The sequence below is a fragment of the Pantoea sp. S62 genome (assembly GCF_016658625.1).
In the GTDB taxonomy this organism is placed as follows: domain Bacteria; phylum Pseudomonadota; class Gammaproteobacteria; order Enterobacterales; family Enterobacteriaceae; genus Pantoea; species Pantoea vagans.
Window position 1 is genome coordinate 1 of sequence record NZ_JACVVI010000059.1, and the last position, 385, is coordinate 385.

The 385-nt window shown below is 54.8% G+C and carries 1 pseudogene; it reads left to right on the forward strand.

Annotated features, from left to right (window positions below):
* Positions 1-95 (forward strand): annotated as a pseudogene (locus tag IBT54_RS25325) (type-F conjugative transfer system protein TraW); the annotation flags it as partial.
* Positions 96-385 lie beyond the last annotated feature (290 nt).

Here is a 385-nt window from a genome sequence, read left to right on the forward strand (position 1 = left end):
GTACGTTAACAACAAAATTCGGCTTTGAGCACACGCCGGTGCGCATCACGCACGCGGACAGGATGCTCCGGGTAGAGGAGGTGGCACTGAAATAAGTCTCAGCACACAGGAGAAGATATCCGGGATACAGGGATGGTTCACAGTGGTCCGGAACCGTAGCTGACAGCGGCTGGTCTATAATTCTGCGCGTGAATAATCACTTTAAGGGACACAGGCAATGAGAACGCTGACGTTAGGGTTTCTGCTGCTGGCTGCCGGCCATGCCGCAGCCGCTTCATCATTTACGCAGGACTGGCCGTCATGCGACGTAAAGGCTCAGCATGACGTGAAGGGAGAAACCGGCGGAAGTATTAAAGACCCGCTTCAGGCGCACATATCGGTACGC